General features: G+C 72.0%; 18 protein-coding genes and 1 pseudogene. 11 read left to right on the top strand and 8 right to left on the bottom strand.

Annotated elements, in window-relative coordinates:
- The first annotated feature begins 66 nt into the window (after window positions 1-66).
- Window positions 67-1,707 (top strand): chaperonin GroEL, encoded by a 1,641-nt coding sequence (gene groL, locus ACQP00_RS49115; protein ID WP_433210861.1) that lies wholly within the window; start codon window positions 67-69, stop codon window positions 1,705-1,707.
- Window positions 1,708-2,462: 755 nt separating this feature from the next.
- Window positions 2,463-3,971: a molybdopterin-dependent oxidoreductase gene (locus ACQP00_RS49110; protein ID WP_433210859.1), complete on the top strand. Its 1,509-nt coding sequence runs from the start codon at window positions 2,463-2,465 to the stop codon at window positions 3,969-3,971.
- A 140-nt stretch (window positions 3,972-4,111) separates the two neighbouring features.
- Here the strand turns inward: ACQP00_RS49110 and ACQP00_RS49105 are convergent.
- Window positions 4,112-4,477: pseudogene (locus tag ACQP00_RS49105) on the bottom strand (WhiB family transcriptional regulator); the annotation flags it as partial.
- Window positions 4,478-4,657: 180 nt separating this feature from the next.
- On the opposite strand from ACQP00_RS49105, the gene ACQP00_RS49100 reads away from it, so the two are divergent.
- Window positions 4,658-5,416: a helix-turn-helix domain-containing protein gene (locus ACQP00_RS49100; protein WP_433210857.1), complete on the top strand. Its 759-nt coding sequence runs from the start codon at window positions 4,658-4,660 to the stop codon at window positions 5,414-5,416.
- Between the two features lie 82 nt (window positions 5,417-5,498).
- On the opposite strand, the gene ACQP00_RS49095 is transcribed toward ACQP00_RS49100, so the two are convergent.
- A complete protein-coding gene (locus ACQP00_RS49095; RefSeq protein ID WP_433210855.1) occupies window positions 5,499-5,891 on the bottom strand; it encodes a DUF5319 domain-containing protein in 393 nt (130 codons plus the stop codon).
- A gap of 122 nt (window positions 5,892-6,013) precedes the next feature.
- Here ACQP00_RS49095 and guaB point away from each other — a divergent pair, with 122 nt between their 5' ends.
- Both guaB and ACQP00_RS49085 read left to right on the top strand, forming a co-directional pair.
- A complete protein-coding gene (gene guaB / locus ACQP00_RS49090; RefSeq protein ID WP_433210853.1) occupies window positions 6,014-7,513 on the top strand; it encodes an IMP dehydrogenase in 1,500 nt (499 codons plus the stop codon).
- A 58-nt stretch (window positions 7,514-7,571) separates the two neighbouring features.
- A complete protein-coding gene (locus tag ACQP00_RS49085) occupies window positions 7,572-8,690 on the top strand; it encodes a GuaB3 family IMP dehydrogenase-related protein (protein WP_433052321.1) in 1,119 nt (372 codons plus the stop codon).
- A 52-nt stretch (window positions 8,691-8,742) separates the two neighbouring features.
- Here the strand turns inward: ACQP00_RS49085 and ACQP00_RS49080 are convergent, their stop codons facing one another.
- Together ACQP00_RS49080 and ACQP00_RS49075 are read right to left on the bottom strand one after the other, a co-directional pair.
- On the bottom strand, window positions 8,743-9,162 hold the full coding sequence (locus ACQP00_RS49080; protein WP_425556692.1) for a roadblock/LC7 domain-containing protein: 420 nt from the start codon (window positions 9,160-9,162) through the stop codon (window positions 8,743-8,745).
- A complete protein-coding gene (locus ACQP00_RS49075) occupies window positions 9,159-11,810 on the bottom strand; it encodes a sensor histidine kinase (RefSeq protein WP_433210851.1) in 2,652 nt (883 codons plus the stop codon). The genes ACQP00_RS49080 and ACQP00_RS49075 overlap by 4 nt, the downstream gene beginning before the upstream one ends.
- Window positions 11,811-12,173: 363 nt before the next feature.
- Between ACQP00_RS49075 and ACQP00_RS49070 the strand changes: the two genes are divergently transcribed.
- A complete protein-coding gene (locus ACQP00_RS49070; RefSeq protein WP_433210849.1) occupies window positions 12,174-13,391 on the top strand; it encodes an ABC transporter substrate-binding protein in 1,218 nt (405 codons plus the stop codon).
- A 3-nt stretch (window positions 13,392-13,394) separates the two neighbouring features.
- Here the strand turns inward: ACQP00_RS49070 and ACQP00_RS49065 are convergent, their stop codons facing one another.
- Window positions 13,395-14,639: a hypothetical protein gene (locus ACQP00_RS49065; protein ID WP_433210847.1), complete on the bottom strand. Its 1,245-nt coding sequence runs from the start codon at window positions 14,637-14,639 to the stop codon at window positions 13,395-13,397.
- Window positions 14,640-14,716: 77 nt separating this feature from the next.
- On the opposite strand from ACQP00_RS49065, the gene ACQP00_RS49060 reads away from it, so the two are divergent.
- The 5 genes from ACQP00_RS49060 to ACQP00_RS49040 all read left to right on the top strand — a co-directional run bounded on the left by ACQP00_RS49060 (window position 14,717) and on the right by ACQP00_RS49040 (window position 20,933).
- A complete protein-coding gene (locus ACQP00_RS49060; protein WP_433210845.1) occupies window positions 14,717-16,372 on the top strand; it encodes an FAD-dependent oxidoreductase in 1,656 nt (551 codons plus the stop codon).
- Window positions 16,369-17,922 (top strand): glutamine-hydrolyzing GMP synthase, encoded by a 1,554-nt coding sequence (gene guaA / locus ACQP00_RS49055; protein ID WP_433210843.1) that lies wholly within the window; start codon window positions 16,369-16,371, stop codon window positions 17,920-17,922. The genes ACQP00_RS49060 and guaA overlap by 4 nt, the downstream gene beginning before the upstream one ends.
- A 108-nt stretch (window positions 17,923-18,030) precedes the next feature.
- The gene (locus ACQP00_RS49050) at window positions 18,031-18,966 is read left to right on the top strand and encodes an NUDIX domain-containing protein (RefSeq protein ID WP_433210841.1); all 936 of its coding nucleotides are present in this window, start codon (window positions 18,031-18,033) and stop codon (window positions 18,964-18,966) included.
- Between the two features lie 5 nt (window positions 18,967-18,971).
- Complete coding sequence (locus ACQP00_RS49045; protein ID WP_433210839.1) at window positions 18,972-19,685, top strand: NUDIX hydrolase; 714 nt, start codon at window positions 18,972-18,974, stop codon at window positions 19,683-19,685.
- A 291-nt stretch (window positions 19,686-19,976) separates the two neighbouring features.
- The gene (locus tag ACQP00_RS49040; protein WP_433224297.1) at window positions 19,977-20,933 is read left to right on the top strand and encodes a CDP-alcohol phosphatidyltransferase family protein; all 957 of its coding nucleotides are present in this window, start codon (window positions 19,977-19,979) and stop codon (window positions 20,931-20,933) included.
- 170 nt (window positions 20,934-21,103) lie between these two features.
- Here the strand turns inward: ACQP00_RS49040 and ACQP00_RS49035 are convergent, their stop codons facing one another.
- From ACQP00_RS49035 to ACQP00_RS49025, 3 genes are all read right to left on the bottom strand, one after another.
- Window positions 21,104-22,357: a phosphatidylserine decarboxylase gene (locus tag ACQP00_RS49035; RefSeq protein ID WP_433210837.1), complete on the bottom strand. Its 1,254-nt coding sequence runs from the start codon at window positions 22,355-22,357 to the stop codon at window positions 21,104-21,106.
- A gap of 152 nt (window positions 22,358-22,509) precedes the next feature.
- Window positions 22,510-22,752: a hypothetical protein gene (locus tag ACQP00_RS49030; RefSeq protein WP_433052297.1), complete on the bottom strand. Its 243-nt coding sequence runs from the start codon at window positions 22,750-22,752 to the stop codon at window positions 22,510-22,512.
- A complete protein-coding gene (locus tag ACQP00_RS49025; protein ID WP_433210835.1) occupies window positions 22,749-24,590 on the bottom strand; it encodes a PspC domain-containing protein in 1,842 nt (613 codons plus the stop codon). The genes ACQP00_RS49030 and ACQP00_RS49025 overlap by 4 nt, the downstream gene beginning before the upstream one ends.
- Between the last annotated feature and the right edge of the window lie 62 nt (window positions 24,591-24,652).

Here is a 24,652-nt window from a genome sequence, read left to right as displayed (position 1 = left end):
CCCCGGACCCGTGCGTTAGGCGCGAGGCAGCCGGGGCGGTGTCGCTTTGAAGGGAATCCACAAAGCATGGCGAAGATCCTGAGTTTCTCCGACGAGGCGCGCCACCTTCTGGAGCACGGCGTCAACCACCTGGCCGACACGGTCAAGGTCACGCTCGGCCCCCGCGGGCGCAACGTCGTCCTGGACAAGAAGTTCGGCGCCCCGACCATCACCAACGACGGCGTGACGATCGCCAAGGAGATCGAGCTCGCCAACCCGTACGAGAACCTTGGCGCGCAGCTGGTCAAGGAGGTCGCCACCAAGACCAACGACGTCGCCGGCGACGGTACGACGACCGCCACGGTCCTGGCTCAGGCGCTGGTCCGCGAGGGCCTGCGCAACGTCGCCGCCGGGGCCAACCCGGCCGGCGTCAAGCGCGGCATCGACCAGGCCTCGGCCGCGATCGTCAAGGCGCTCAAGGACAAGGCCACCCCGGTCGCGAGCCACACCGAGATCGCGCAGGTCGCCACCATCTCCGCCCAGGACGCCACCATCGGCGACCTGATCGCCTCGGCCATGGAGCGCGTCGGCCGCGACGGCGTCATCACGGTGGAGGAGGGCTCGATGCTCACCACCGAGCTCGACGTCACCGAGGGCATGCAGTTCGACAAGGGCTTCATCTCCCCGCACTTCGTCACCGACGGCGAGGCGCAGGAGGCGGTCCTCGAGGACGCGTACGTCCTCATCACCACGCAGAAGATCTCCGCCATCGAGGAGCTCCTGCCGCTGCTGGAGAAGATCGTCCAGAACAGCAAGCCGCTGCTGATCATCGCCGAGGACGTCGAGGGCCAGGCCCTGTCGACCCTCGTGGTGAACGCCATCCGCAAGACCTTCCGGGTCGTCGCGGTCAAGGCGCCCGGCTTCGGCGACCGCCGCAAGGCAATGCTGCAGGACATCTGCATCCTGACCGGCTCCGAGCTCATCGCGCCCGAGCTGGGCTACAAGCTGGAGAACACCGGCCTGGAGCAGCTCGGCACGGCTCGCCGCGTCGTGGTCACCAAGGACCTGTGCACCATCGTCGACGGCGGTGGCGACCAGTCCGAGGTCACCTCGCGCGTCGAGCAGCTGCGCAAAGAGGTCGAGGCCTCGGACTCCGACTGGGACAAGGAGAAGCTGAACGAGCGCGTCGCGAAGCTCTCCGGCGGTGTCGCGGTCGTCAAGGCCGGCGCCGCGACCGAGATCGAGATGAAGGAGCGCAAGCACCGCATCGAGGACGCCATCTCGGCGACCAAGGCCGCGGTGCAGGAGGGCATCGTCCCCGGCGGCGGCGCGGCCCTGGCCCAGGTCGCCTCGGTCCTCGACGGCGACCTCGGCCTCACCGGCGACGAGAAGGTCGGCGTGGGCATCGTCCGCAAGGCCCTCGTGGAGCCGCTGCGGTGGATCGCCCAGAACGCGGGCTTCGACGGCTACGTAGTGGTCGGCAAGGTCCAGGCCCTCGACTTCGGCCACGGCCTGGACGCGGCCACGGGCGAGTACGTCGACCTGGTCAAGTCGGGCATCGTCGACCCGGTGAAGGTGACGCACAGCGCTGTCGCCAACGCCGCTTCGATCGCGGGTCTCCTGCTCACCACGGAGAGCCTGATCGTCGAGAAGCCGGAGGCGGCTGAGCCGGCTGCCGGTGGCGGTCACGGGCACGGCCACGGGCACTCGCACGGGCCGGGCTTCTGAGTTTCTTGCTTTTTCGGGCCCTGGGCGCTGGTCGCCTGGGGCCCGTTCTTTTTCCTGCTTGGGCGCTGGGCTGGGGTGGTTGGGGCGATAAGTCGGGCGCTGGCGCGCCGTGACTTATCGGACTTTTCGCCTGACGGGGCATAAATCGGGTTGGTCGGATTTTCGGATGGCGCGTATTTGGACGTCCGGCGAAGTGGGGCAAATCGCCTGGGGAGCGGCTGTCACCCGGTCGGTTGATGCCGGAACGGCCTCCGCACGGCACCAGCACCGCGCCGCGCAAACGGGGGTGGTGCTGTGTCGCGCGACCGGGCGGCGCTGTGGCGAGCGATGGGTCAGTGCTGCGCCCGAACGGGCGGGGGGTGGCGCGGCGCCGCGCGACGGCGGGCTCTGGCCGCGTGATGGGGCGGTGCTGCGCCGATCGAGCGGCAGGTGATGCGGCGCTGCGCGACGGAGGTGCCGGCCGCGCGAGTGGGCGGTGCTGTGCCACGCCTCGAAGCCCATCGGCGCGTGCGGCGTAGTGGGCGTGGAGCGGGTTGGCGGCGCGGTCCGGCGGGCTGCCGCGTGGGCCTGGGCTGACAGAGCGATGCGGAGTGCAGCTGACGTAGGCGCGGGTTGGTGAGGCGGTGCGGACGGGGCGGTCGGGGGGAGGTAAGGCGTCGCTCGGTGTGGTGGGTAGGTCACGGGTGGGGCGGCGAATGATTAGGGACCCATTACGCAGCTTGGTGCGCTGCGGATGATCGCCGCATGCTGGAACCGTGCAGACTCGTAAGTTCGCCGCGTTGGCCGGGCTGGCCGCCGCCGGCACCGCGCTCGGGGTCGCCGAGATCGTGGCGATCTTCACCGGACCCGCCACGTCGCCGCTGGTAAGTGTCGGTGGCGTGGTCATCGACAGCGTGCCCGGTGAGGTGAAGGACCTTGCGGTCCAGATCTTCTACACGTACGACAAGCTGGCGCTCACCATCGGCACCCTCGTCGTGCTGGCCGCCATCGCCGCCGGGATCGGGGTGTTGGCGGCGCGGAGGCGGCTCTGGGGGTACATAGGGATCGGGCTCTTTGGTGTTGTGGGCATTGCCGCCGCGCTGAGCAGGCACAACTCGCCCTGGTATGCCTTTGTGCCCACGCTCGTCGGGGCGGTGGCGGGTGCGGCGGTGCTGCGGTGGCTGCTGACGCACGAGGCGGGCGACAATGCCACGGCGGAGGAGCGGCGGTGGTTCCTGCGGGCGGCCGGGTACACCCTGGCCGGAGCCGCGGCCGTCGGGTTCTTCGGGCGCTGGTGGTCGACGCGGCGCGGGGTCGAGGCGGACCGGGAGGCGGTCAACCTGCCGACCGTGGCGCCGAACAGCGTGGCGCCGCTGCCGCCCGATGCCGACGCCAAGGTGCCCGATCTGGCGCCGTTCGTCACGCCGAACAAGGATTTCTACCTGATCGATACGTCGCTGGTGTCGCCGCAGCTCACGACCGAGGACTGGAAGCTGCGCATCTACGGCAAGGTCGAGAAGGAGCTCACGATCAGCTGGGCCGAGCTGCTGCAGCGGCCGATGATCGAGCGGTACATCACGCTGGCCTGCGTCTCCAACGAGGTCGGCGGCGGGCTCATCGGCAACGCGAAGTGGCAGGGGGTCCGGGTGGCCGACCTGCTCGCCGAGGCCAGGCCGCGCGCCGGGGCCGACCAGGTGGTCAGCCGGTCGATCGACGGGTTCACCGCCGGGACGCCGACCGACGTGCTGCTCGACGGGCGCGACGCCATGCTCGCGGTCGCCATGAACGGGGAGCCGCTGCCGGTGCAGCACGGTTTTCCGGTGCGGATGGTGGTGCCCGGCTTGTACGGGTACGTCTCCGCCACGAAATGGCTCGTCGAACTGGAACTGACGTCGTTCGCCGATTTCGACGCTTATTGGATCAAGCGCGGATGGTCGGCCAAGGGCCCGATCAAGACCGAATCGAGAATCGACGCGCCGCGCGACGGGAGCAGTCCGCACGCCGGAGAGATCACGATTGCCGGCGTCGCCTGGGCGCAGCATCGCGGCATTTCCAAGGTCGAGGTCCGGGTCGACAACGGGGCGTGGCAGCAGGCGACGCTCCTGCCGGTGCCGTCGATCGACACCTGGCGCCAGTGGACCCTGAAGTGGCAGGCCACGCCGGGGCAGCACCGGATCACCGTGCGCGCGACCGACAACGGCGGCGACACCCAGACAGACGCCGTGGCGCCGCCGGATCCCGACGGCGCCACAGGCTGGCACTCCATAAGTATCGAGGTCAAGTAGCCCTAACGGGCGGCGGTGCGGGACCGGGAGTTGCCGGCCGTCACCTGCGGCCGGCGCTGCGACGGCACGCCCGGCGCGGGGTGCGTGGGGCCCGGACGGCCCGGCACCACGCGCAGCGGCTGCTGAGCGCCCTGGTTGGGGGCCGGCGACGGCGCGGTCGGGCGCAGGCCCAGCTTCGCCTCCAGGCGCGCGATGTCCACCCGCTGGTGGCGGCGGTCCGACGCGTCCTCCCAGCCCAGGGCCAGCAGGCGGAGCCGCTCGCCCTCGGTGAAGCCGCCCCACACGCCGTACGGCTCGCGCGTGGCCAGAGCCTGCGCGGCGCACTCCGCGCGGACCGGGCAAGCCCGGCAGACGTTCTTGGCGGCGGTCTCCCGGCGGCCACGCGAGGCACCGCGCTCACCGTCGGGGTGGAAGAACTGGGCGCTGTCCCGTCCGCGGCACAGGCCGAGTCGCTGCCAGTCCCAGATGTCCGCGATCGGACCGGGCAGGCGAGTCACATTCGTCATTCGCTCCTCCTTCCAGGCGTGCGGCCTGGAATTCGCGCGTCGCACAATCTCTGTACAACGCGCGAGACCGCCACAGGTAACGGCATGTCGTCGGTCAATTTCTCGTAGGCCAATCGCGGCAAAACCACGTCTAGATCTCGCCATTTCGTGTTTCTCTCTTTGAGAGAGAGGAGCACGACGGTGCGTACGATTTTGGTGTGTGTGCGAACACAGGTCGCGGCACAGACGGTCGCCGCTGCCGCGGCCCGGCTTGGAGTGGCACACGCGGTGCGGACCGCCGTCACGATGGTCGAGGCCCTGGCGCGTCTTTCTGAGCAGCCGGCCGACCTGGTGCTGGCGGACCCGACGCTGGCCCGGCCCGACAGCGCGGAGTTCTCCCGCCGCGTGCTGGCCGTGGCGCCGGGCGCGACGGTGGTCTTCTTCGGCACGGAGGAGCCCCGCGCAGCCGCGGCCGCGATCGCGGCGGGCGCCCGGGCGGTCATCCGGGTCGACACCGCGGACCCGGTCACGACGCTGGCCAAGGCGGTGCTGCTGGTGCTGAGCCAGGTGGGCCGCGGTAACGGCGAGCCGGTGCTGCAGGCGCGCGTGGGCGCGCCCAGCCAGGCGGCGGGCGGGATGCTGCAGAACGGGCGCGGACTGCCCGGTGCGGCCAGGACCGCGGTCGGGATGCCCGGAGCGCGGGTGGCCGGGGCCGGCGTGCCCCAGCAGCGCGGCGACGTGCCGGGCGAGCCCCCGCGCCGGCGCGTGGAGCTGACCGAGCGCGAGCTGCAGGTGCTGCGCGGGATGGCCGACGGGAAGAGCAACGCCGAGATCGGGCGTGAGCTGTTCGTCTCGGAGGACACGGTCAAGACGCACGCTCGCCGGCTGTTCCGGAAGCTGGGCGCACGCGACCGGGCACACGCCGTAGCGGCGGCATTCCGTGCCGGGCTTGTGAGCTAGCGGCGCTAGCGCTGCGGGCCATCCGGGGCATGCCGCAGCGGTACCCGCCGCGCGACAAACCTAAACGAGCGCCTGCTGGACGTCAGCCGTCGTTGTCGTCGGTCGCACTCGCGAGTGCGTCATGGACTCCGTCAGCGTAACCCCGCGCGTACTCCCATGTGACGTAATGGTCCGGGTCGGGGTCGAAGGCGGGCTCGTGCACGCGTGGGCGACCCGACGTCAGCAGGTGTTTCAGGTTGCCCCGCAGCAGATCCCAGTCGAAGTAGTGCGGTTCGTGGCAGTCCTCACACTCGATGACGAGCCCACGGACGCCGATCGCCGTGAGCAGCGCCTGGTAGATCTCGAGGTCCGCGAGGTCCTCGAGAACGTCCTGGCGCTCGGCGGCGGTCAACGGGTCTTCGTTCCCGCTGTCGTCGAGCTCGGCCGAGGGATCGGCCGGGTCGCCGGCGAACGGGTCGATGGGCTCTTCGTGCACGTGTCAACGGTATCCCCAAAAGGCCCCGGTGTGGGCCCGGGCACGGCTCTGCCATGGCGGACGGGTGCGGCGCCGGGGCGGAAGTACGATGAGACGCACCCGCCGGACGACCGAGAGCTGGGATGCGCTTCATGGATTTCTCGCGACCTGACGTGCTGCCTTTGGGCCTGACCTTCGACGACGTGCTGCTGCTTCCGGGCGAATCGGACGTGGTCCCCAGCGGCGTGGACACCTCCAGCCGGGTCACCCGGAACATCACCCTCCGGATACCGCTGGTGTCCTCGGCCATGGACACGGTGACCGAGGCCCGCATGGCGATCGCCATGGCCCGCCAGGGCGGCATCGGCACGCTGCACCGCAACATGTCGATCGAGGACCAGGCACTCCAGGTCGACCTGGTGAAACGGTCCGAGGCCGGCATGATCACCAACCCGGTGACCTGCTCGCCCGACGACACGCTGGGCGAGGTCGACGCCATGTGCGGCCGCTACCGCATCTCCGGCGTGCCGGTCACCGACGCCGAGGGCCAGCTCGTGGGGATCGTGACCAACCGCGACATGCGCTTCGTGTCCGACCCGGGCGTGCGGGTGCGCGACATCATGACCGTCGCGCCGCTGATCACCGCCCCCGTCGGGGTGAGCAAGGACGAGGCCCTGGCCCTGCTGCGCAAGCACAAGGTCGAGAAGCTGCCGATCGTCGACGCCGGCGGCAAGCTGCGCGGCCTGATCACCGTGAAGGACTTCTCCAAGAGCGAGAAGTTTCCGTACGCGACCAAGGACGAGGCCGGCCGCCTGCGGGTCGCCGCCGCGGTGGGGGTCGGCGAGGACTCCTACAAGCGCGCCCGCACGCTGATCGACGCCGGGCTGGACATCGTCATGGTCGACACCGCGCACGGGCACAACCGCCAGGTGCTCGAGATGGTCAGCCGGATGAAGAAGGAGACCTCGGTCGACGTGGTCGGCGGCAACGTGGCCACCTACGAAGGTGCCAAGGCGCTGGCCGAGGCCGGGGCCGACGCGGTCAAGGTCGGCGTCGGGCCGGGCTCGATCTGCACCACCCGGGTCGTGGCCGGCGTGGGCGTGCCGCAGATCACGGCGATCATGGAGGCGGCCCGGGCCTGTCGCCCGCTCGGCGTGCCCGTGATCGGCGACGGCGGCATGCAGTACTCCGGCGACATCGCCAAGGCCATCGTGGCCGGGGCCGACACCGTCATGCTGGGCAGCCTCCTGGCGGGTTGCGAGGAGAGCCCCGGCGATCTGATCTTCATCAACGGCAAGCAGTTCAAGGCGTACCGCGGGATGGGTTCCCTCGGCGCCATGCAGTCCCGCGGCCAGGCGCGCTCGTACTCCAAGGACCGCTACTTCCAGGACGACGTCAACGCCGACGACAAGCTGGTCCCGGAGGGCATCGAGGGCCAGGTGGCGTACCGCGGCCCGCTCGCCGCCGTCGCCCAGCAGCTGGTCGGCGGCCTGCGCTCCGGCATGGGCTACGTCGGCGCGGGCACGATGCCGGACATGCACGAGCGCGGGCGCCTCATCCGGATCACCGCGGCGGGGCTCAAGGAGAGCCACCCGCACGACATCCAGATGACCGTCGAGGCGCCGAACTACCACTCGCGCTAGCGCTTCGCGCGAAGCGCTGGGTCGCGAACGCACACCCCCGAGTCAACAGGAGCTGACAATGCGTGACGTGGTCGAGATCGGGCTGAGCAAGAGCGCCCGGCGGGGCTACCACCTGGACGACATCGCGATCGTCCCGACGCGCCGCACCCGCGACGTCGACGACGTTTCCACGAACTGGCAGCTCGACGCGTACCCGTTCAAGATCCCCTGCGTGGCCCACCCGTCCGACGCCACGATGAGCCCGGCCACCGCGGTCGCGCTCGGCAAGCTGGGCGGCCTCGGCGTGCTCAACGTCGAGGGGCTCTGGACGCGGTACAGCGACCCGACCAAGATCCTCGAGGAGCTGGCCGGGCTGGACGACGAGGCTCCGGCCACGGCCCGCCTGCAGGAGGTGTACGCCGAGCCGATCAAGCCCGAGCTGATCGGCGAGCGGGTCAAGGAGATGCGCGACGGCGGCATCACGGTCGCCGTGCGGGTCTCGCCGCAGCACACCCTCGCCCTCGCGCCGGTGATTCTCGACGCCGGGGTGGACATCCTGGTGATCCAGGGCACGCTGGTCTCGGCCGAGCACGTCTCGACCACCGACGAGCCGCTGAACCTCAAGGAGTTCATCGCCGACCTCGACCTGCCGGTCATCGTCGGCGGCTGCACGAACTACCAGACCGCGCTGCACCTCATGCGCACCGGCGCGGCCGGCGTGATCGTAGGCATCGGGGCCGACGAGTGGTCGACCACCGACCGCGTGCTGGGCATCCGGGTGCCGATGGCGACCGCGATCGCCGACGCCGCCGACGCGCGCCGGGACTATCTCGACGAGACCGGCGGCCGGTACGTCCACATCATCGCCGACGGCAACATCCAGACCTCGGGCGACATCGCCAAGGCGCTGGGTTGCGGGGCCGACGCTGTGATGGTCGGCGAGCCGCTGTCGCGCAGCGAGTCCGCCCCGGCCGGCGGCGCCTGGTGGCACTCGGCGGCGAGCCACCCCAAGCTGCCGCGCGGCTCCTTCGGCTCGGCCGAGCCGACGCTGGGCAGCCTGGAGAAGGTGCTCTACGGCCCGTCCGAGGACCCCGACGGCGCGCTGAACCTCTTCGGCGGGCTGCGCCGGGCGATGGCGAAGTGCGGGTACCGCGACCTCAAGGAATTCCAGAAGGTCGGTCTGATTCTCGACAAGTGAGCAAGGTGCGAGGGGGTCCCGGCGGCGTGCCGGGGCCCCCTTTCGCGTCTGCCTAGCGGGGCAGGGCCTGCTGCAGTTCCGCGCGCAGCGCCGGGGTCAGCATCTCGCCCGCCTGCTTGGCCAGGCGGGCCATCTCGTAGCCGACCACGCCGATGTCGGCCTCGCGGCCGGCCAGCGTGGCCAGGATCGAGCCGTCGCGGATCGACATGACCAGGAAGAAGCCCTGGCCCATCTCCACCACGGTCTGCTTGACCTCGTCGCCGTCGAAGATCCGGGCCGCCCCGCTGGTCACGCTCACCAGGCCCGACGTGACCGCGGCGAGCTGATCGGCGCTGTCCCGGGGCAGGTGGTCCGAGACGGCCACCAGCAGGCCGTCGGAGGACACCACCACGGCATGCGCGATGCCGGGCACCCGCTCGGTGAACGCGTTGATCAGCCAGCTCAGGTCTCGTGCTTGTTGGCTCAGGGTCACGCCGTGCTCCCTCGATGTTCGTTGATCGGCACCGTGGGCACCTCGTCCTCGTTCGCGGCCCGATGCACGCCACTGTAGAACCGGGTGAGCATGCTGCCCACGCTGGCCGGGTCCGGCTCGGTGTGCGGCACCGTGACCGGCTGCGTATCCTCCGGCGCCGGAGCCGGCTCGTTCGGATCACCGGGCAGCTGCGCCAGGGGTACCCGGATCGGCAGACCGGCATTGCTCGTGCCGGCGGTCACCGGCTGACGCTGGGCCGGAATGATCGACGCCGGCCGCGGCGCGTCGCCGCCACCGTCGCGCGTCCACCACCGGGTGCCCTTCGCGGGCGCGCCGTTCGAACCGGACGCGACAGCGATGATCTCCTCGGCCCGGGCCGGGCGCGGCTTGGTGCCGTTGACCGGCCCGCCGTTGGGCGGCGCCGAGGCCGGGACGGCCGAGATGGGCACCGCCGAGACCGGGGCGGCCGACACCGGGGCGGCCGACACCGGCACCGCGGAGACCGGCGCCTCCGCGGGCACCTCAGGCGCGGCCACCGCGGGAACCGCACCGTCGGAAGCGGGCTCGTCGATGGCATCGGAAGGCCGGGACGGCAGGGCCGCCATGACGGCCGTCGGCTGGTCGCTGGTGTGCTCGACCGCCGCCGTCGGAGCCTGGGAGCCGCCCCCGTCGACCGGGATCGGCAGCCGGGCCGCGCCCGCGAGCCGGCTGGCCGCGCTGGCGTTGCCGTAGAGGCCGGCGCCGTCCGGCGGGGCGGCGAGCAGGCGGGCGGGCAGCGTGACGTACGCGGTGACGCCGTCGTCGTTCGCCGTGAGCCGCACCGAGACGCCGTGCCGGTCCGCGAGGTGACCGACCACGACCAGACCCATCCGCTCGGACGCGGCCACGTCGATCGCGATCGGGCTGGAGACGCGCTCGTTCGCCTCGATGAGGCCGGACTCGGTCATCCCGATGCCCTTGTCCTCGATGACGATCGTCGCCTCGCGGGCCTGCTGGGCCGGCCAGCCGGTCACCGTCACCACCGTGTCGGGCGGGGAGAACGTGGTCGCGTTCTCCAGCAGCTCGGCGAAGAGGTGCACGATGTCGGAGACGGCGTGGCCGACCACGAAGACATCGTTGGACACGTCGTGACGGATCCGCGCGTACTGCTCGATCTCCGCCATCGCCGCCAGCAGTACCGCGGAGAGCGACACCGGCTGCGCCCACCGCCGCGTCGCCTCACTGCCCGCGAGGACCAGCAGGTTCTCGTCGTTGCGGCGCATGCGGGTGGCCAGGTGGTCGAGGCGGAACAGGTTGGCCAGCTGGTCCGGGTCGGTCTCGGCCGACTCCAGCTGGTCGAGCAGCTGCAGCTGGCGCTCGACCAGCGTCTGCGAGCGGCGGGCCAGGTTGACGAACATCGAGTTGACGTTGCGCCGCATGACCGCCTGCTCGACGGCCAGGCTCACGGCGCTTCGGTGCACGGCGGTGAACGCGTCCGCCACCTCACCGATCTCGTCGGACGAGCGCACCCGGGTCGTTGTGTCGACCGTGACCGTCTCGCCCCTGGGCAGTGTTCGCAGCCGCTGGATCGCCTCGGGCAGCCGGTGCTGGGCCACGTCGAGGGCCTGGGCCCGCAGCTGGCGCAGCGAGCGCGCCATCGACCGGCCGATGAGCCAGGACAGCAGCAGCGCCAGGAGCATGACCAGCACGATCGCCGAGGTGGCGACGATCGCGTTGGTGCGCTGGGTGCTGCTTCGCTCGGCTGCGCCGTTGATCGCGTCGTCGAGCATCTGCTGCTCGATCGTGCGGATGTACTGCAGCTCCAGCGTGCTCGCCCGCCACCAGTCCTCGGCCGAGACGCCGACCTGCGCGCCCCGGGCCCGGGAGATGATCTCCTGCTGGAGCCGGGCGACAGTGGCCACCGCGGTGTACTTGAGGTTCTTGTCGTACAGCGCCAGATGCCGCGGGCTCGCCGAGGCCCGGAAGCGCTCGACCGCGGCGACCTGCCGGGCCTGGATCTCCGAGAAGGTCTCGAAGTCGTCGGGCCCGAACTTGCCGGCGCTGGCCGCGGCGAAGATCCGCCCGCGCAGCTGGTCCTTGAGCTCCTTGGCCTGGGCGAGGTCCATCAGCGAGGACACCTCGGCCACCGACTGGGAGTCGCCGCCGATGTCCGGCCGGTCCGGCACCAGGTCGAAGAGGTGCTGGATCGTCACCGAGTAGGCGTCGAACACCGCCTCCTCGCGCAGCCACCGGTGGGCCACGCCGTCGCGGACCAGGCCGAGGTCGGTGAAGTCCGAGCCGATCCGGTTCTGCACCCCGGCGAAGATCGGGTTGCGCAGCAGCGGACGCGCCTGCTCGGAGAAGGCCCGCAGGGCAGCGTCGGTCTCGCCCTGGCTGGCGGCGAGATCGTTCGCGTCGGGATTCGGACCGGTCGGCGCCGGGCCGGTGGTCGACTTGGCGAGATATCCGACCGTTCGGTCCCTTTCCAGCTGCAACTGGTGGATCAGATCGGTCAACTGGGTGCCGACCTTGACCCCTTGGGCGAACTGGTCCAGCTTGGTCGCGTCCTGCACGGACACGTTGATCTGCACGCCGGCGATGACCAGGAAGGCCACGGCGGGCAGCACGAGCACCGCCGCGAGCTTCGTGGGCACGCGCCAGTCGCGCACCCGGAACAGGGATGCGCTGCGCCGTTGCGGTTCCCCCGGCCGCCTACGGCGATGGCTGTTCACCTTCATCACGACGGCAGGGGCCCTCGTTGAAGGCGGCGAAGCGAAGGTCTGCACCCCTCCACACCTTTCGCATGCGTCATCGCGCTGCGGAGCAGCGTGCGGCACTTATCAAACCAGGGTTGCGACCCGTGTCCAACCACGTCATAGTGGCGCAGGTCACAATACTCGAAGCCGGACAGCGGGCTTGCTACGCATTGATCAGACGGGAAGGATACGGCCGTCCGACCTGCAACGCTTCATGAGGAGTCATTCACCGTGCGCACCCGGGGCTTCCGGCCCGCAGTGACCACCCTCATTCTGGTGTCGGCGTTACTCATGTCCGCCTGCACGGGCGACGCCAAGCCGGCCGCGTCCGCGCCCGCGAGCATCGCCATCGGGCTCCTGGTGCCCACCGGCGGCCCCAACGCCCAGCTCGGCCAGCAGGCCACCCTGGGCGCCCGGCTCGCCATCGAGGTGGTCAACCGCGACATCCCGACCAAGCCGCTGCCGCTGCCGCTCGGCCCGAACATCGGCCTGCACGGCAACACCAAGTTGTCGCTGCTCACGAGCAACACCGACAGCGCGCCGGAGAAGATCGAGAAGGAGACCGGCAAGCTCGTCGACGACGGCGCCGTCGGGCTCGTGCTGGCCGACACCATCGAGGTCAGCCAGGTCACCAGCCGGGTCGCCGAGCAGCTCGGGGTCTCCCTGGTCGACGCCCTGAGCACCTCCGACGCCTTCGGCACGAACAGCCGGACCGGGCACTTCCGCATCCAGCCGACCGACCGGCGCGAGGTCGGCGCGGCGCTGGACCTGCTCTACCGCTACCGGGGCACGCCGAACCAGGTGAAGCGGATCGTGACGGCCGCCGGCACCCCGGCCACCCCGGCCCTGACCGAGGAGGCGAACCTCCTCAAGGGCTCGATCGAGGACCTGAGCCTCTCCGCCGGCTACGAGGTCGCCGCCAAGGACAAGGTCGTGCCGCTCTCCGGCGGCGAGGCCGGCCAGCCCAACGGGCTGGTGGTGAAGGGCGACGCCGTGCTCGCCATCGTCACCAGCGCGGCCGAGGCGAGCGCCGCCAACGACCTGGCCGTGAAGCTCAAGGGCACCGCCCAGGTGATCGCGATCGGCCCGGCCGTGCCGGCCCTCGACGGTGTCAAGAATCCGACCGCGCTGCGGGCCTCGGGCTGGTCCAACGAGTTCGCCACCCGCAACCCGACGGCCCAGGTCATCGGCGCGATGTTCGAGCAGGCGTACCACACCAAGCTCACCGAGGTCGCCGCCAACGCGTTCATGGCCACCATGACCCTGGCGGTGGCGATGGACCAGGCCACGGACTACTCGAAGCAGGCCGTGCGCAGCTCGGTCCAGCAGCTCACCCTGCCGGCCACCCAGACGATCATGCCGTGGAACGGGGTGCGGTTCGACGGCAACGGCGTCAACCAGCTCGCCGCGGGCGTGGTCGAGCAGCGCACGTCGAACGGGTACATGGTCGTGCACCCGGCCGAGCTCGCCATCACGCAGGCGCAGAACCTCTGACGCTCACCCGAGGTGGGTGCGCAGGGCCCCCGGGTCGCTGCGGACCAGCTCGTTGAGGTCGAGCACCTCGTCGGAGTCCGGGGCGACCAGGCGCCGGGGCAGCAGCGGGTGCTCGCGGTGCCAGCCCTTGCGCAGCAGCGCGTACTCCACGACGACCGCCAGCAGCGCCGCCCCCATCCACGGCGGGGGCGTCGGCGCCTCGGTCTCCGCGTCCGGCGGCAGCCCGCGCCGGGCCCGCTCCACGTCCACCGGCCGGCGCAGCAGGGTCCCGGCCAGCTCGTCGCGGCCGTCGGGGGTGCGCCCGAGGACCTCGTTGACCGCCTCCACGTACTGCCGGGCCCGCCGCTCCACGTCCGGCAGGTAGGACTCCACCGGCAGGTCGGCCAGGCGAACCCACGGCTCGGCGGAGTCCGGCAGCACGTCGGCGGCCAGCGTGCGCATCACGGCCGGGCCGAGCTCGTCGAGGTGGACCGCGTCCGGGTCGAGGGCGACCAGTGGCCCGTCGGCCGCAGTGCGGATCTCCGAGGCGAGCCCCGGGTGGCGCACGGCCAGCGCGGCCCGGTCGAGCTCGGTCGCGGGCGCGCCCCAGCGGGACAGCCGCAGCCGCCAGCCGTCATGCAGGTCCTCGGCGCGGATCGGGCCGGTGGCGGGCAGCGAGCCGGTGCTGAAGGCCGACATGGTGCCGGAGGCCAGCGGGGCCGCCGCGAAGGCCGCGAACGCCGCCCCGATCGCGGCCGCCTTGAGCAGCGCCCGGCCCGCGTCCTCGACCGCCGACAGGCCGCCGCCGGCCGCCGTGATCGCGATCGCGTCGCGGACCTGCTCGGCCTCGGCCAGCAGCGGCTCGGTCGCCTCCAGCAGCCGGGCGTGGCGGATCGCCGCCTTCTCCGAGGCCGGGTGCCGGCGGCGCGCCTCGAGCAGGCCGCGGACCAGGTCGGGGTGGCGCGACGGGGGCAGCGCGAGCTCGTGGGCGAGCAGCACGCGCAGCTGGTCGGCGGAGAGCCCCCAGGCCAGCGGGAGTCCGACGACGAGCACGCCGCCGTCGGCGCGGGCGGTGGCGTGGCCTCCGAGGTGTACCGAATGCGGCGCCGCCACATCGGCGAACTTCACGGCGTCCAGGACCACCGAGTGCAGACCCGCGTGGTGGCTCGCGTCCACGGCCGGCAGGGGTGGCGACGGCGCGGCGGCCGGTCCGCCGCCCAGCAGCCGGCGACCACGCCAGACGGGCAGCCCGCCGGGAAGTCTCGCCATAGTTGACCAGTCTGCCGTAAATGACCGCGGAAACCGAAGGGGCTACCGCCTAAGTTACCGGCGGGTCACAATGCACCATGCGCTACGACGTGGTGGTGATCGGCTCGGGGTTCGGCGGCAGCGTCACCGCGCTGCGCCTGGCCGAGAAGGGCTACTCGGTGGCCGTCCTGGAGGCGGGGCGCCGCTTCGCCGACGACGAGTTCCCGAAGACCTCCTGGGACGCGCGGCGCTTCCTGTGGGCGCCGGCGCTCGGCTGCTTCGGCATCCAGCGGATCACCATGCTGCGCAACGTGGTCGTGCTCGCCGGCGCCGGGGTCGGTGGCGGCTCGCTGGTCTACGCCAACACGCTGTACCGGCCGATGCCGCCCTTCTACGCCGACCCGCAGTGGCGCCACATCGCCGACTGGGAGGCCGAGCTCGCGCCGTTCTACGACCAGGCCGAGCGGATGCTGGGGGTGACCACCTATGCCCGCACCACCGCCGCCGACCGCGCGTTCCAGCGGGTCGCCGAGCGGATGGGCGTCGGGGACTCCTTCCATCCCACCCCGGTCGGCGTGTACTTCGGCCGCTCCGGCGTCGACCCCTACTTCGGCGGCGCCGGGCCGGTGCGCCAGTCCTGCGAGCACTGCGGGTCCTGCATGACCGGGTGCCGCGTCGGGGCCAAGAACACGCTCGTCAAGAACTACCTCTACCTGGCCGAAGAACAGGGCGCGCGGGTGTACCCGCTGACGACCGTCACCGCCGTGCGCCCGTCCGAGGGTGGCTATTGCGTGCAGACCCGCGGGACGGACCGGCGCGGACGCGGGCAGACGTTCGAGGCGGGCCAGGTGGTCTTCGCCGCCGGCGCGCTGGGCACCCAGCGGCTCCTGCACCGGATGCGGGCCGAGGGTGCGCTGCCGAACGTCTCGGCGCGGCTGGGCCGGCTCACCCGTACCAACTCGGAATCCATCGTCGGCGCCCGCTCGCTGCGCCGGGGCGTGGACTTCACCGACGGCGTGGCCATCACCAGCTCGTTCCATCCGGACGCCGACACCCACATCGAGCCGGTCCGCTACGGGCCCGGGTCCAACGCGATGGGCCTGCTGCAGACCGTGCTCACCGACGGCGGGCCGTGGCGGCCGCTGCGCTGGTTCGGGGCCTTCTTCCGGCACCCGCTGCGCCACCTGCGCATCCTGTCCGTGCGCCGCTGGTCGCACAAGACGGTGATCGCGCTGGTCATGCAGTCCCGCGACAACTCGCTGGACGTGCACTGGAAGCGTTCGTGGACCGGCCGGCGGCGGCTCACCACCACCCAGGGCCACGGCGAGCCGAACCCGGCCTGGATCCCGGCGGGCAACGAGGCGGTGCGCCTGCTGGCCGAGGAGATCGGCGGGCTGCCCGGCGGCGGCTGGTCCGAGGTGTTCAACATCCCGCTGACCGCGCACATCCTCGGCGGGGCGGCGATCGGGGACTCGGCGGCGACCGGGGTCGTGGACGGGTACCACCGCGTCTTCGGCCATCCGGGACTGCACGTCGTCGACGGCGCCGCGGTCTCGGCCAACCTGGGGGTGAACCCGTCGCTGACCATCGCCGCCCAGGCCGAGCGGGCCGCGTCGATGTGGCCGAACAAGGGCGAGGCGGACCCCCGCCCCGAGCTGGGCGCGCCCTACGTGCCGGTGGCGCCGATAGCTCCGTCACGCCCGGCCGTCCCCGCGGCGGCTCCGGCGGCGCTCCGACTAGGCTTTTCGGCATGACCACGCCGCAGCCAGTGCTCGTCGTCGACTTCGGTGCCCAGTACGCGCAGCTGATCGCCCGCCGCGTCCGCGAGGCCCACGTCTACTCGGAGATCGTGCCGAGCTCGATGCCGGTCGCCGAGATGCTGGCCAAGCGCCCCGCCGCGATCATCCTCTCGGGCGGCCCGTCGTCGGTCTACGAGGAGGGCGCGCCCCAGGTCGACGCGGCCATGTTCGCGGCCGGCGTCCCGGTCTTCGGCATCTGCTACGGCTTCCAGGCGATGGCCGTCGCGCTGCACGGCGAGGCGGCCCACACGGGCAACCGCGAGTTCGGCGGTACTGCGCTGACGATCGCCGGCGACGGCGGCGTCCTGCTGCGCGGCCTCGACGGCGAGCAGTCCGTCTGGATGAGCCACGGCGACTGCGTCACGGCCGCCCCGGCCGGGTTCACGGTCACCGGCGGCTCGCCGGGCGCGCCGGTCGCCGCGTTCGAGGACACCGAGCGCCGGCTGGCCGGCGTGCAGTTCCACCCCGAGGTCGCGCACACGCCGCACGGCCAGGAGATCCTGCGCCGCTTCCTCTACGAGATCGCCGGGCTGGAGCCCACCTGGACCTCGAACAACATCATCGAGGAGCAGGTCGAGGCGATCCGGGCCCGGGTCGGCAGCAAGCGGGTCATCTGCGGGCTGTCCGGCGGCGTGGACTCCGCGGTCGCCGCGGCGCTGGTCCACAAGGCCGTCGGCGACCAGCTGACCTGCGTCTTCGTCGACCACGGGCTGCTGCGCGCGGGCGAGGCGGAGCAGGTCGAGAAGGACTACGTGGCGGCCACCGGGATCAACCTCAAGGTGGTCGACGCCTCCGCCACGTTCCTCGGCGCGCTGGCCGGGGTGACCGACCCGGAGCAGAAGCGCAAGATCGTCGGGCGCGAGTTCATCCGCACCTTCGAGGCCGCCGCCCGCGAGCTGGAGGCCGAGGAGCACGTCGAGTTCCTGGTCCAGGGCACGCTCTACCCGGACGTGGTCGAGTCCGGCGGCGGCACCGGCACGGCCAACATCAAGTCGCACCACAACGTCGGCGGGCTGCCCGACGACCTGCAGTTCGCGCTGGTCGAGCCGCTGCGGACGCTGTTCAAGGACGAGGTCCGGGCGATCGGGGCCGCCCTCGGGCTGCCCGAGGAGATCGTCATGCGCCACCCGTTCCCGGGTCCGGGGCTGTCGATCCGGATCATCGGCGCGGTCGACGAGGAGCGGCTGGCCATCCTGCGCGCGGCCGATCTGATCGCCCGCGAGGAGCTCACCGCGGCCGGCCTGGACCGCAGCGTCTGGCAGTTCCCGGTGGTGCTGCTGGCCGACGTGCGCAGCGTCGGGGTGCAGGGCGACGGGCGGACCTACGGCCACCCGATCGTGCTGCGTCCGGTCTCCAGCGACGACGCCATGACGGCCGACTGGTCGCGGCTGCCGCACGAGCTGATCGCCAAGATTTCGACCCGGATAACGAACGAGGTCCGCGAGGTCAACCGCGTGGTCGTCGATGTTACGTCGAAGCCCCCGGGCACCATTGAATGGGAATGAATCCCCGGCTGCCGCCCCGACCACCCACCCCTGGCCGGAATTTTCATTCAGCACTTTCGGGGTACTCCACTCTTGTACTTGTGCCGGAAAGCCGGACAATTTATTTCCGTGACTCCAGCGTTACAACCGCTGCGGCGCATCGCGGCCTACTGCGTGTGCACCGACGGCGACGCCTTCCTGCTCGTGCGGGCCTCGGCCAAGTCGGGGACGCCCGGCGCCTGGTCGCTGCCTGGCGGCGCCGTCGACCACGGTGAGAACCCGGTCGACACCGTCGTGCGCGAGACCGCGGCCGAGACCGGCCTGTCCGTGGCGGTCGCGGGCCTGCGCGACGTGCTGGCCGACATGCGGGCGTTGCCCCAGCGCGGGCTGACCATCCACACCGACCGGCTGATCTACGAGGTCTCGGTCCGCGGCGGCGCGCTGCGCGACCGGGTCGGCCAGCCGACCGACCTGGCCCGCTGGGTGACCCTGGAGGAGGCGCAGGCCCTGCCGCTGCGCCGGTTCACCGCCGACGCGCTCGGGCTGCCCGAGGCGACGGCCGACATCCGGCCCGACGGCACGCCGCAGGTGCCCTCGTTCTATGCGGTCCCCGGCCCCGACGGGCTGCACCGGGCCCAGCGCTTCGCCGCCTACGCGGTCTGCACCGACCGGCGCAACCGCGTCCTGCTCACCCGGATCGCCGAGGGCTATCCCGGCAGCGGCTGCTGGCACCTGCCGGGCGGCGGCACCGACTTCGGCGAGCAGCCGGGCGTCGCGCTCATCCGTGAGCTGGTCGAGGAGACCGGCCAGGAGGGGCGGATCGTCGAGCTGCTCGGCGTGGCCAGCCACCGCGACGCGGCCCAGCTCGGCCCCGAGGGCTACCCGATCGACTGGCACGGCGTGCGCGCGTTCTACCGGGTCCAGGTGGCCCGCTCGAGCCGCCCGGTGATCCACGACGTCGGCGGCTCGACCGCCGAGGCGCGCTGGTTCGACCCGGAGGAGCTCGACGAGCTGCCATTGACGGAGGTGACCGAGGAGGCCCTGCGCGGGGTCGGCCTACGCTGATCACCATGACGCAGACACGGGTGATCACGGTGTACGGCCGCCTGCCGGGCGCCACCGAGGACGTCGGCGGACCGATCCGGCACGGGGAGAACCCGGCGTCGGCGGTGGTCCGGCTGTTCCGGGAGAGTGCCGGACTGCCGGTGTCGGTTTCCCGGGTACGCGAAGTGCTCGCCCTCACCACGCCCGACCTGCACGAGGATCGCGTCCTCTTCGACGTCGTGCCCGCCGAACCGGTCGCTTCGGAGGCGGCCGAGCAGGCGGCCGAGTCGGATCTGCCCAAGGGCCAGCGGTTCGCCGCCTACGGGTTCGTCACCGACCCGGCCGGGCGGGTCCTGCTCACCGAGATCGCGGTAGGGTTCCCCGGCGCCGGGCGCTGGCACCTGCCGGGCGGCGGCACCGACGTCGGCGAGCAGCCGGCCGAGGCGCTGCTGCGGGAGCTGTACGAGGAGACCGGCCAGCAGGGCGAGATCGTCGAACTGCTCGGGGTGACACACCGGCGCAGTTCCGGGCTCGTCGGCCCGGAGGGGTACCCGATGAACTGGCACGCGGTCCGCGCGCTCTACCGCGTGCTGGTGCCCGCGCCGTCGACACCGAGCGTGACCGAGGCGGCCGGCGGCTCGACCGCCGCGGCGGCCTGGTTCGAGCCCGCCGACCTCGCCGGCCTGGACATCACGGAAGTTGTGCATTGGGCGCTCTCACTGCCCGCAACGGCGGAGTGACCGGTGTCGTTAAAATGGACTAGAGGTTAACGAATAACTACACTGAGTAGTTCCACGGCTCGCACTAGACGGCGGTTTCCTTCCTGAGGCATCGCCAATCGCGACCTGATATGAGACCGTGTAGATCGCGAGACCGTCTCGCGAAACGGACATCGAGGGTCGAAAGGCCCGAAAAAGCGACCGTGGGAACCTCGTTCCTACAGTGGAGGATCAGTGCCGAGCACACCTTGGCAGCGACGACGCACCACGGACAGCCCGCGCCCCGGTGGCGGACGGCAATGGGCGGGACGGCTGCGGCGCAGCGGTTCCCTCGCCCGCCGGGTGCTCTTCGCCGGCCGCGTCGGACGTCGCGGGGACGGCAATGTGGCCGGCGCGACCTCCCTGCTCGTGCCCGCGGTGGAGACCGACGAGCGCACCGGCCGGGTCCGCCTGCCGCGCCTGCGGATGCGCCGCCGTGACGGTCTGTCACGAGACCTGACGGCGCTCGCGCCGATCAGCCCGCCGGTCGTCGCCACGCCGCCGGCGCCCGCGCCCGAGGTCGTGGAGGATTCCTCCCTCTCGATCCCGCTGCTGCCCGGCGAGCGCACCCTGGCCCGCCGGATCCGCTTCGCGCTGGTCAACGCCTGCACCCTGTCGAGCCTCATGCTCGGGCTGTCGGCCATCTTCATCGCCGTCAACCAGGGCGACGTGCGGGTGGCGGCCTCGCTGCTCATCGCCTGCGTGGTCTTCGACGGCCTGGACGGCTTCCTGGCCCGCCGCCTCGGCGTGGCCAGCCCCTTCGGCGCGCAGATGGACTCGCTGGCCGACATGTGCTCGTTCGGCCTGGCGGCGCCGGTGGTGGTCTACGCCTGGCTCAACGGCTCGGCCCCCGGCTGGCTGCTGATCCCGGCCTGCGCCCTGGTCGCGGCGGCGGCGGCGATCCGGCTCGCCCGGTTCAACGTATCGCCGAAGGACGGCCGCTTCTTCTGCGGCGTGCCGACCACGATGTGCGCGGCGGTCCTGGCCCTGAGCACGCTGATCGCGCCGCAGATGCCGGTCGCGCTGCGGGTCGCCGGGGTGGTGCTGCTGGGGCTGGCGATGGTGTCCAGCTTCCCGTACGCCAAGCTCGCCCGGCTGCTGAAGCTGCCGCCGTGGCTGCTGGTGCTGCCGGTGGTGGGCGCGCTGGTGGACTACCAGGTGACGTTCGTGGTGGTCGTGTTCGCCTACCTGGTGAGCGGGCCGCTGCTGTGGCTCAAGCACCGCAACTGAGCTTTTTGTGAAGAACGGCCCCGCTCTCTCAGGTGAGCGGGGCCGTTCTGCGCTTGGGATCCGGCTTGGCCTCGGGGTCCGATAAGTCGGGCGCTGGCCGCTTGCGGTCCGATAAGTCGGGCGCTGGCGCGCCGCGACTTATCGGATTTATCGGTTATCCGCGGTTTGTCCTATTTCCAGGTGGCGATCACGGTCTGGCCGCCGATCACGCGGTCGCCCGGGGCCACCTCGGGCTCGGCCCGGTCGGCCGGCAGGTAGACGTCGGTGCGGGAGCCGAACCGGATCAGCCCGAAGCGCTCGCCCTTGGCCAGCAGCGAGCCGATCGGCGCGCGCTGCACGATCCGGCGGGCGATCAGGCCGGTCCGCTGCACCACGGCGACCGGGCCGTGGGCGGTCTCCAGCAGGGTGTACGCCGCGACGTTGTGCTCCGCCTCCGGCTTCATCGCCGCCGCGTAGCCGCCGTCCTCGACGAAGTAGTCGACCACCTTGCCGGCCACCGGCGCGCGGTTCACGTGCACGTCGAGCACCGACAGGAACACGGCGATGCGCAGGAACTCCATGTCGCCGAAGCGCTTGTCGTGCATCCGCTCCACGCCCAGGACCTTGCCGTCGCTGGCCGCCACGATCGCGTTGCCGTCCTCGGGCACGTCGCGCTGCGGGTCGCGGAAGAACGCCGCCACCGGGGCCGCGGCCAGCGCCGGGACCAGCCAGAGTTTCGACTTCGGCCGGGCCGCCTTGGCCAGCGCGGCCAGGCCCAGCGCGATGCCGGCCGCGGCCACGCCGTTGGAGTCGATGTTCATCCCGCGGGTGAGCGGCACGCTGGACGGGCGCAGGGCCGGCAGCAGGTTCGAGGCGATGCTGTGGTGGGCCGGGGTGTGCCGCAGGCGGTGGACGCGCACCGGGGGGACGTTGCGCAGGACGAGGTCGCTGCCCACGCCGTACAGCGCGGCCTGGCGCTCCACCTCGTCGGCCGCGCCGCTGGGCAGCCGGGTCGCGGGCACCACGACGGTCAGCACGCCGCCGTCGGCGACCAGCTTGGCCAGGCCGGCGAGCACCTCGCGGGCGTCCTCGGCGCTGCCGGTGAGGGCCTCGGCGTGCACGACCACGTCGGCGGGCTCGGCGTTGTCGATCGAGTCGATCACCCGGGTGCGCTCGGCGACCCAGCGGCCCTGGCGCTCCACGTGCTCGCGCAGGGCGGCGGCCGAGCCGGACCCGGAGGCGACGACGGTCAGCCGGTCGTCGGGCAGCAGCGCGTCGATCACCGCGGCCAGGGCCGGGGAGCCGGCGGTCGCCCCGATCACCAGGCCGGTCTTGGGACCGCCGTGGCGGGCGAGCTCGGAGGCGAGGACCCGGGCGGCCCGGTCACCGATCTGGGTCGGGCGGCGGGACGCGCCGGACGTGCCGCCAACGGGAAACTGGGTCATCTCGGAAGGGCTCCTCAAAGGCAGATGGCGGAAGTTCGATCAGGGCCGGAACGAGAGCCGGCCGACGGGGTACGCAACCCCGTCGGCCAGCATATTCCGTGCCGCGATGAATCGGCTGACGTCCTGGACGCCCGCCGGGCCCCCCGCCCGGTTCAGTCGGTGTCCAGGTCGTAGTCGAACCCATCGCCGTTCTTCTCGGCCTTGCCGCGGCCCGGTTTGTCCGAGCGCAGCGCCCCCAGCAGGCCGAGACCTCCGAACAGGATCAGGCCCACGGCCACGATCCAGCCGGCGTTCAGGTGCACCGAGACGGCCTGGTTGAACAGCCAGACGACCACGATGCCCAGGAAGATCAGGCCGAACGTCAGCGAGACGCCGTCCAGACGGTGCGGTTTCATCGATCCACCCTCACGTCGCCCCATTGCGTGTCCAGATTGAGCTCCAGCTTGCCGCCGCCGGGACCGTCGGTCCCGTAGTCGGTGATCGTGGTCGACGTGTTGAACCCGCCGCACGAGGACTCGAAGACCCGGCAGTCACCGCCCTGGATGTGCACGGTGACCGTCACGTCCACCTCCTTCGGCACGGTGATCCGCAGATTGCCGGCGCCGACGTGGAAGCCGACCACCGTGGGGGTGACCTCCTGGGTCGCGAAGTTGAGCCCGGTGAGGTCGGCGTCGATGTTGCCGAAGTCCGTCGAGTACGACGGGCTCAGCTCGTAGAACGCCTCCGGCTGGATGTTGATGTTGTCGGTGCGGTGCGGCACCGTGGTGCCGGCGGCGGTCGCGATGGCCAGCGCGATGCTCAGCACCGCGCCGAGCAGGATCAGCACGCGCGCCCGGCCCAGCCACGCGCCCGTGATCAGGCCGAGGGCGGTGACAGCCAGCGGTACCGCGAAAAATGTGCTCGCCTTGAAGTCGGCCACGGTCACCTCGAGCGCGACCAGGATGCCCAGCGCGAGCACGATCAGCGAGAACGTGATCCGGCCCAGGCGCGACTTCTCCTTGGGCTTCTTCGGCACCGGCGCCAGCCCCGGGTAGGGCGAGACCGGCACCCCCGGCGGGTAGCCCAGGCTGGCCGCGTACGGGCTGCTCGACGCGTACGGTCCGTGCGGCGCGAACGGCGGCCGGTACCCCGGCGCACCACCGGCCGAGAACGGCGGGAGCGGCGGCAGAGGCGGGAGCGGCGGCAGCATCGGTGGGCGGGGCGGGAGCACGGCCGGCTTGCTCTCGGCGTACGCCGCGGGCGGCGGCGGGAAGCCCGCGTCGGGATCCTCCGCGGCGGTCTGCGGCACGATCGGCGGCGCGCTCGACATGGTGGGTGCCGGCGTCACGGGCGCCTGCGGCTGCGCGGATGGCGGCCCGAACGAGGGGGCGCCGAACGCCATGGGGCCGAACGCCGCGCTCGGTGCGCCGGGGGCCGGCGGAAACTGCGCACCCGCCCCGGTGAACGGGTTCGGGCCGGCGTTGGGCACGGCCGGCGGCACGTACGGACCGGGTGGCGGTTGTTGCTGGCCATTGCCCTGGTTGCCCTGCTGACCGCGCACGACCAGGGCGACCACCCCGATGACGATGGCCAGGCCGACCAGGGCGGCGCCGAAGTTCTGGGTCATCACCAGCAGGAACGCGAGCACCGCGCAGACCCCGATGACGATCGCCAGCGGCGCCGAGGTGCCCGAGCGGCCGCGGCCGAGCAGCGCCTCCAGCGGCGAGCCGGTGTCGCCCTCGGCCGGCAGCAGGAGCCAGCCGAGGAGGTACGCCACGATGCTCACGCCCCCCGCCAGCGTCAGCACGGCGAAGATCACGCGCCACAGGGTGGGGTCGGTGTTGGTGGCCCGGCCGATCGCGGCGCAGACACCGGCCACGTACCGGCCCTGCTGCGGGCGGACGAGCAGGTTCCGGTTGAACCCGGCGCTGCCGAATCCCCCGAACGGCGGCGGGTTGGGTCCGCCCGCACCGAACGGCGGCGGCACCGCTCCCGGCGGGGGCGGGGGCATGCTTCCGGGGGGCGGCGTCTCTCCGGGTGGCGGCGCGGTCGGCTGCTCCGCGTCCTCGGCGGGCCACTCGAAGGTCGATGACGGGCTGGACGTCGCATAGTCGGCCTCGAAGCTGGGTTCGGTGACCTTCTCCGTGACCTTTTCGTCCGTCTCGTCAGCGTTCGCGGGGGTGTCGGGCTTTTCCTCCACCGGCTCCGCGGCGGCGTTGCGGGCCGGCTCGTCGGCGGCAGGCGGGTTCGTCATGCCATCCATGCTCGCGGAGCTTCGGGGTGCCGCGCCTCAGGCATCGACCCTGAAGCCACCCT

This window comes from Dactylosporangium sp. CS-047395, assembly GCF_050942185.1.
GTDB lineage: Bacteria > Actinomycetota > Actinomycetes > Mycobacteriales > Micromonosporaceae > Dactylosporangium.
The sequence above is the reverse complement of the archived record's forward strand: the minus strand, read 5'-3'. Positions and strand labels throughout refer to the sequence as shown.